The organism is Paracoccus sp. FO-3 (assembly GCF_006386455.1).
GTDB classification, from domain to species: domain Bacteria; phylum Pseudomonadota; class Alphaproteobacteria; order Rhodobacterales; family Rhodobacteraceae; genus Paracoccus; species Paracoccus versutus.
In genome coordinates this window covers 24,358-30,416 of sequence record NZ_VCBQ01000060.1, presented here as the reverse complement: position 1 = coordinate 30,416, position 6,059 = coordinate 24,358, and the positions used below count along the sequence as shown (strand labels likewise).

The 6,059-nt window shown below is 71.7% G+C and carries 6 protein-coding genes and 1 pseudogene; 4 read left to right on the top strand and 3 right to left on the bottom strand.

The annotated features are described in order from the left end of the window. Positions 1-280 (bottom strand): annotated as a pseudogene (locus tag FE811_RS16570) (isochorismate synthase); the annotation flags it as partial. A gap of 377 nt (positions 281-657) precedes the next feature. On the opposite strand from FE811_RS16570, the gene FE811_RS16565 reads away from it, so the two are divergent. After that, positions 658-1,620 (top strand): diacylglycerol kinase family protein, encoded by a 963-nt coding sequence (locus FE811_RS16565; protein ID WP_116221984.1) that lies wholly within the window; start codon positions 658-660, stop codon positions 1,618-1,620. After that, positions 1,617-2,405 (top strand): metallophosphoesterase, encoded by a 789-nt coding sequence (locus FE811_RS16560; RefSeq protein WP_116221983.1) that lies wholly within the window; start codon positions 1,617-1,619, stop codon positions 2,403-2,405. Before FE811_RS16565 ends, FE811_RS16560 begins: the two co-directional genes overlap by 4 nt. Positions 2,406-2,495: 90 nt before the next feature. On the opposite strand, the gene FE811_RS16555 is transcribed toward FE811_RS16560, so the two are convergent. Then, positions 2,496-3,290 (bottom strand): VOC family protein, encoded by a 795-nt coding sequence (locus tag FE811_RS16555; RefSeq protein ID WP_116222426.1) that lies wholly within the window; start codon positions 3,288-3,290, stop codon positions 2,496-2,498. Positions 3,291-3,454: 164 nt separating this feature from the next. On the opposite strand from FE811_RS16555, the gene FE811_RS16550 reads away from it, so the two are divergent. Further along, on the top strand, positions 3,455-4,669 hold the full coding sequence (locus tag FE811_RS16550) for a class I SAM-dependent RNA methyltransferase (RefSeq protein ID WP_116222425.1): 1,215 nt from the start codon (positions 3,455-3,457) through the stop codon (positions 4,667-4,669). A 97-nt stretch (positions 4,670-4,766) separates the two neighbouring features. Next, positions 4,767-5,516 carry an SDR family NAD(P)-dependent oxidoreductase gene (locus FE811_RS16545; protein ID WP_116221982.1) on the top strand — a complete coding sequence of 250 codons (750 nt, stop codon included), beginning with the start codon at positions 4,767-4,769 and terminating at the stop codon, positions 5,514-5,516. Positions 5,517-5,538: 22 nt separating this feature from the next. Here FE811_RS16545 and FE811_RS16540 read toward each other — a convergent pair whose 3' ends face one another. Further along, on the bottom strand, positions 5,539-6,054 hold the full coding sequence (locus FE811_RS16540; protein ID WP_116171089.1) for a L,D-transpeptidase: 516 nt from the start codon (positions 6,052-6,054) through the stop codon (positions 5,539-5,541). Between the last annotated feature and the right edge of the window lie 5 nt (positions 6,055-6,059).

Here is a 6,059-nt window from a genome sequence, read left to right as displayed (position 1 = left end):
CGCCGCCGGACGCGGGCGCATCGCTGCGCCGGCATTGCCACAGGCAATCCCCGGCCTCGCGGTCAAAGGGCAAGGCGCCGCCGATCATCTCGTCCGGCGCCGCCCCGGCAAGGGCCGCGGCCACGCGCGTCTCCAGCGTCGCGGCACTGCCGGCGGCGATCCGCCGCGCGGGGCCGCGCCCCAGGATGCGCCTCGAAGGGCCGTCGAAACCGAAAAGAACCGGATCAGGCACGGGCGACGCCGTCTTGCTGGGCGCCTCGGAAAGGCGGATGTTCATCATGCATCTCGTTTCAAAGGAATTTCGTCCCCGATCCCGGCGGCGGCCAGCGGCTTTGGGACTGGCGCTGGCTGTGCAGACATGGATGATGCTGCGATCGTATCCGGGGCAGAACTCTCCTGCGCAGGGTTTGGCAACTGATGTCTCGGGTGGCGAACCGCCGCAATCCCCAAGGGGCACGGCCGGTCGGGCGGCGGTCTGGAAATCCCGCCCTTCAGCTTCCCGCCGGCAATCTGTCAAAGCGGGTCCAGAAAGGCAAGTAAAAAGATCAGGATTAGCGCCGGCCGGCGAATTGTCGCAACCCCGGCCCCGGCGGGAACCGGAACCGGGCGCCGGGGCCGCGGGTTCGGGGGGCGTGGCAATGCGGAAAGGACCAGGACATGAACGGCCAGGACGAGCCGGCAGCAAGCCCCGATTTCGACCTGGCCAGGGCGCGGGTCTGCGCTATCGTGAACATGGGCTCGGGGCGCGAGGCGGGCGACGACATCGCGGGCAAGCTGCGCGCGGCCTTGCAGGGCCGGGTGGCCGAGCTTCGGTTCCGCGGCACCGGCAAGGGTGCCGACCTGCCCGCCATGGCGCGCGAGGCGGTGGCCGAGGGGTTCGACCTGATCGTCGCCGCCGGCGGCGACGGCACCCAGGCGGCCGTGGCCGGCGCGGTCGCCGGCACCCCGGCGGCGATGGCGGTGATCCCCGGCGGCACCTTCAACTATTTCGCCCGCGACCTCGGCTCGGGCGAGACGGTCGAGGCGGCGCTGGCGATCTTCGACGCCCCCCGCATCCGCCGCGTCCATGTCGGCGAGATGAACGGCATGATCTTCCTGAACAATGTCAGCTTCGGCGCCTATCCCGAGATCCTGCGGCGCCGCGAAAGCATCTATCGGCGCTGGGGCCGGTCGCGGCTGGCGGCCTATTGGTCGGCGGTGGCGGCGCTGTGGACGCTGCGCCGCCCGCTGCACCTGACCGTGCGCGCAAACGGCGAAGAGCGGCGCTTCACCACCGCCCTGGCCTTCGTGGCGAAAAGCGCCTACCAGCTCGACACCTTCGGGCTGGAAGGGGCCGATTGCGTGCGCCAGGGCCAGATGGCGCTGCTGCTGGCGCGGGCGAAGCGGCCGGGGCCGCTGGTGCGCTCGGCGCTGCGGCTGGCCCTGGGCAAGACGGCGCGCTATGCCGATTTCGACCTGATCTGCGCCGATGAATTCGAGCTGGAGACCGTGCCGCGCCATGAATATGTCGCCCATGACGGCGAAAAGACCTGGATGGATTCGCCCTTTCGCATCCGCGTGCGCCGGGGCGCGCTGAAGGTGCTGGTCCCGGCCGATAGCGGCGGGCGGGATGCTGGATGACGCGCATCCTGCATCTCTCGGACCTGCATTTCGGGCTGGAGCGCAAGCCGCTGGTCGAGCCGCTGATCGACCGCATCAACGCCGCCCGCGCCGATCTGGTGGTGGTGACGGGCGACCTGACCCATCGCGGCCGCTCGGCGCAATTCGCGCAGGCCGCGGCCTTCCTGCGCCGGATCGAGGCGCCGCTGCTGGCGGTGCCCGGCAACCACGACATCCCGCTCTACAAGCTGGCGGACCGGATGATGCGCCCCTGGCGCCGCTGGCGGCGCGCCATCGCCCAGAACCTCGAGCCCGTGGGCCATGTCGGCAACCTGCGGGTGCAGGGCATCAACAGCGTGGACCCGATGTCCTGGCAGCGCGGCATCGTCACGCCCGCGCAGGTGGCGCGGGTGATCGCCGGGCTGGACCCCGCCTGCATCAACATCGTCGCGCTGCACCACCCGATGCAGCAGCGCCCGCAGGTGGACAAGGCGCTGATGCAGGGCGCCGCCCCGGCGCTGGCCGGCTTCCAGGCCGAGGGCGTGCAGCTGGTCCTGACCGGCCACCTGCACCTGTGGTCGATCGGCGCCTTCCTGGGCGAACGGGGGCGGCCGATCCTGCAAGTCCAGGCCGGCACCGCGCTGTGCGACCGGCCCGGCGACCGGCAGAACGAATTCGCCGTGCTGGAGTTCGCCGGCCCCGACCTGCTGGTCGAGCGCCACGTCGCGCCCATGACCGAGCCCGGCTTCCGACCGCCCGAACAGCTGCGCTTCACCCGCCGCGAGGGGCTCTGGCGCCCGGCCTGATCTTCTTCGTTGCATAAATACCCTGGGGGAGCGCCTCCCGGACCCCATCGAGGGGTCCGGGAGGCGCGGGGGCAAAGCCCCCGGCCCCGCTCAACCCTTGGGCTCGACGCGGAAGACGGTGCCCCAGGGATCGCGCGACGCCGCCGCTTCCAGCGCCCGCAGCCGGTCGGGATCGGCGGCCAGCACCACCTCGGCCAGCCCGGCCGAACCGGGGCTGCGCAACCCCGCGCCGCGGCTGTTCCAGACATTGCCTGCCAGATGATGATGATAGCCGCCGGTGGCAAAGAAGCTCGCGCCGAAACGATGCGCCATCCGCTCCATGCCCAGGCGGTTCATGCAGAAATCCTCGGCCGCGGCCACGTCGCCCACCTGCAGGTGGACATGGCCCACCACACTTCCCTCCGGCGCGCCGGTCCAGACGCCCGCGTCCGCCGCCAGCAGGTCCGCCATGTCCAGCGCCAGCGTGTCCATCCGCACCTCGGCCCCGTCATGCTGCCAGGCGCTGCGGGGACGGTCGGCATAGACCTCGATGCCGTTGCCCTCGGGGTCGCGCAGATAGAGCGCCTCGCTGACCAGGTGGTCCGAGGCCCCGTCGAGCCCGATCCCGCGCCCGGCGACAAAGCGCAGCCAGCGCCCCAGCGCCGCGCGGTCGGGCAGAAGGAAGGCGGTATGGAACAGCCCCGCCTCTTGCGGCTGCGGGCGGGCGGCCCGGTCGCGGCGCAACTCCAGCAGCGGCTTGTCGCCCGCGCCCAGCACCAGCTCTTCGCCGCTGCCGGAAATCCGCTCCAGCCCGATCACCGAGCGGTAGAAATCCCCGACCCGGTCGAGGTCGTTGACGATCAGGGCCACCCGGCCGATCTGGATGGGGGCGTCACTCGTGGCCATCATGCTCTCCTTATATCCTGTTGCGCCCAAGATAGGGGCGATGCGCATGGCACGAAATGGCGCCAATCGGGGAATACTGCCGCCGCAACGGCGACAATGGCCACGGATTGCCTTCGCCCGCGCCCCGGCGCATGATGCGGGGCCCTTTCGCCAGCCGGAACCCGATGAAGCCCCGCACCACCAAGACCCAACCCGCCAAGCCCCAGCCCGCCAAGACCCGATCCGCCAAGACCCCACCCCGACCGCAGCCTGACGCCGCGCCGCTGGCCGCCGATCCGGCGCGGATGGAGATCTTCCTGGTCGCCACCCCCGGCCTTGAAGAGCCGCTGGCGGCGGAAGCCCGCGCGCTCGGCTGGGACGCGCAGGCCCAGCCCGGCGGCGTCACGTTCACCGGCGGCTGGGCGGATGTCTGGCGGGTGAACCTGGAAATCCGCGGCGCGACCCGCGTCCTCGCGCGCATCGGCGCCTTTCGCGCCCTGCATCCGGCGCAGCTCGACAAGCGCGCGCGCCGCTTTCCCTGGGCCGACTGGTTGCGCCCGGACGTGCCCATCCGGATCGAGGCCAGCAGCCGCAAGTCCCGCATCTATCACGCCGGCGCCATCACCCAGCGCATCGAGGCCGCGATCCGCGACAGCCTGGGCGCCCCCGTGGCCGAGGACGCGCCGGTCACGCTGAAGATCCGCATCGAGGATGACCTTTGCACCATCAGCCTGGACACATCGGGCGAATCGCTGCACCGGCGCGGCCACAAGCAGGCGGTGGGCAAGGCGCCGATGCGCGAGACCATGGCGGCGATGTTCCTGCGCCAATGCGGCTTCGACGGGGCCGAGCCGGTGCTGGACCCGATGTGCGGCTCGGGCACCTTCGTCATCGAGGCGGCCGAGATCGCGGCGGGCCTCAGCCCCGGACGGATGCGGCCTTTCGCCTTCGAACGGCTGCCAAGCTTCGACGCGCAGGCATGGCAGGCGATGCGCAACGCCCCTGCCCCGCCCGCGCCGGCCGAGCCCCGCTACCACGGCAGCGACCGCGACCCCGGCGCGATCCGCATGAGCCGCGAAAACGCCGCCCGCGCCGGGCTGGACGGCTGGACCAGCTTCGAAAACCGCGCCATCGGCGATCTCCTCCGCCCCGAAGGCCCGCCGGGCCTGGTCATGGTCAACCCGCCCTATGGCGCGCGCATCGGCAACAAGGGTCCGCTTTTCGGCCTGCATGCGACGCTGGGCGAGGTGCTGCGCGAACGCTTCCGCGGCTGGCGCGTCGGCCTTGTCACCAGCGAGGCGCCGTTGGCCCGCGCCACCGGCCTGCCCTTTCGCGAACCGGGCCCCTACGTCGCCCATGGCGGGCTGAAGATCCGGCTGTGGCAGACCGGGCCGCTGTAACGGGAACCCAGGCCGCCGCCGCGCATTGATACGGTTGGTCGCAGGGACGGGTTCCCGGCGGATGATATGCTGTCCCGGAACCGCGCAGGAGAATCGCATGGATATTCGTTTCGACAACCAGATCGCCCTTGTCACCGGCGCCGGTTCCGGGCTGGGCGAGGCGATCGCGCTGGAACTGGCCGCCTCGGGCGCCACGGTGGTGGCGGCCGACCTGCATGAAGCGACGGCCCGCGCCACCGCCGAGCGGATCGTCGCCGCGGGCGGCCGGGCCGAGGCCGTGGCGGCCGACGTCTCGGACCCCGAGCAGGTGCGCAAGGCCGTCGAGGTCGCCAAGGGGCTGGGCGGGCTGCACCTGCTGGTGAACAATGCCGGCATCGGCGGCCCCAGCGCGCCGGTCGGGGAATACCCGCTGGACGGTTGGCAAAAGGTGATCGACGTCAACCTGAACGCGGTCTTCTATGGCATGCGCTACGGCATTCCGGCCATGCTGGAATCGGGCGGCGGGGCGATCGTGAACATGGCCTCGATCCTCGGCTCGGTCGGGTTCAACGGGGCCGGGGCCTATGTCTCGGCCAAGCATGCCGTGGTGGGCATGACCAAGAACGCGGCGCTGGAATATGCGGCGCAGGGCATCCGGGTGAACTCGGTCGGCCCGGCCTTCGTCGACACGCCGCTGCTCGACCAGCTGGACCCGGAGGTCAAGCAGGCGCTGGTCGCCCGCCATCCCGTCGGCCGGCTGGGCCGGGCGGACGAGGTGGCGGGGCTTGTCCTGTTCCTGCTTTCGGACCGCGCCAGCTTCATCACCGGCAGCTATCACCTGGTGGACGGCGGCTATACGGCGCTCTGACGCGCCTCAGCCCCTGCCCTCCTCAGTCCTTGCCGTGCCGCACCGTGGCCTTGCGCCCCGGCCAGCGCGGCAGGGCGGGGATGTCCAGCACATCCCCCGGCGCGACGGCCGAGGCGAGCCAGGCCAGGTCGCGCCGCGCCATGGCGATGCAGCCCGCGGTCGGAAACCCCGGCCGGCGCCATTGGTGCAGGAAGATCGCGGACCCCGCGCCCGGCCGGGCATCGGGCCAGTTCCAATCCGTCACCAGCACGATGTCGTAAAGCGGATCGGGGCGCCGCATCGCCTCGTGGCTGGGGCCGAAGGGCGCGCGCACCGGATGGTTATAGGCCGGATGGTCTGATGCATCGCACCACAGGTCGCCCGGCAGGATCGGCCGCGCCCAGGCCGCCGGCCGCGTCACCCGGTCGGGACGATAGAGCAGCCCGACGATGCGGTGCCGGCCCACGGGCGTCGCGCCGTCGCCTTCGCGCTTGTCGGTGCGGATGCCGCCGCGCCCGACCGCGCAGGGAATGACCCGCGACCCCGCCCGCAGCCCCATGGGCG